1 rRNA gene is annotated in these 911 nt (G+C 55.5%); it reads left to right on the forward strand.

Annotated elements, in window-relative coordinates:
• Positions 1 to 911: ribosomal RNA gene (locus ACYUD3_RS38505) — 23S ribosomal RNA — on the forward strand; the annotation flags it as partial.

Below are 911 nucleotides of genomic sequence, written 5' to 3' on the forward strand. Positions count from 1 at the left end.
GGCGAAGCTGAGAACTTAAGCGCCAGTAAACGGCGGTGGTAACTATAACCATCCTAAGGTAGCGAAATTCCTTGTCGGGTAAGTTCCGACCTGCACGAATGGCGTAACGACTTCTCGACTGTCTCAACCATAGGCCCGGTGAAATTGCACTACGAGTAAAGATGCTCGTTTCGCGCAGCAGGACGGAAAGACCCCGGGACCTTTACTACAGTTTGATATTGGTGTTCGGTTCGGCTTGTGTAGGATAGCTGGGAGACTTTGAAGCTCATACGCCAGTGTGGGTGGAGTCGTCGTTGAAATACCAGTCTGGTCGTGCTGGATGTCTAACCTGGGTCCGTGATCCGGATCAGGGACAGTGTCTGATGGGTAGTTTAACTGGGGCGGTTGCCTCCTAAAGAGTAACGGAGGCGCCCAAAGGTTCCCTCAGCCTGGTTGGTAATCAGGTGTTGAGTGTAAGTGCACAAGGGAGCTTGACTGTGAGACCGACGGGTCGAGCAGGGACGAAAGTCGGGACTAGTGATCCGGCGGTGGCTTGTGGAAGCGCCGTCGCTCAACGGATAAAAGGTACCCCGGGGATAACAGGCTGATCTTCCCCAAGAGTCCATATCGACGGGATGGTTTGGCACCTCGATGTCGGCTCGTCGCATCCTGGGGCTGGAGTCGGTCCCAAGGGTTGGGCTGTTCGCCCATTAAAGCGGTACGCGAGCTGGGTTTAGAACGTCGTGAGACAGTTCGGTCCCTATCCGCTGCGCGCGTAGGAATATTGAGAAGGGCTGTCCCTAGTACGAGAGGACCGGGACGGACGAACCTCTGGTGTGCCAGTTGTTCTGCCAAGGGCATGGCTGGTTGGCTACGTTCGGGAGGGATAACCGCTGAAAGCATCTAAGCGGGAAGCCTGCTTCGAGATGAGT

It is taken from the genome of Streptomyces sp. AMJ-169 (genome assembly GCF_055597585.1).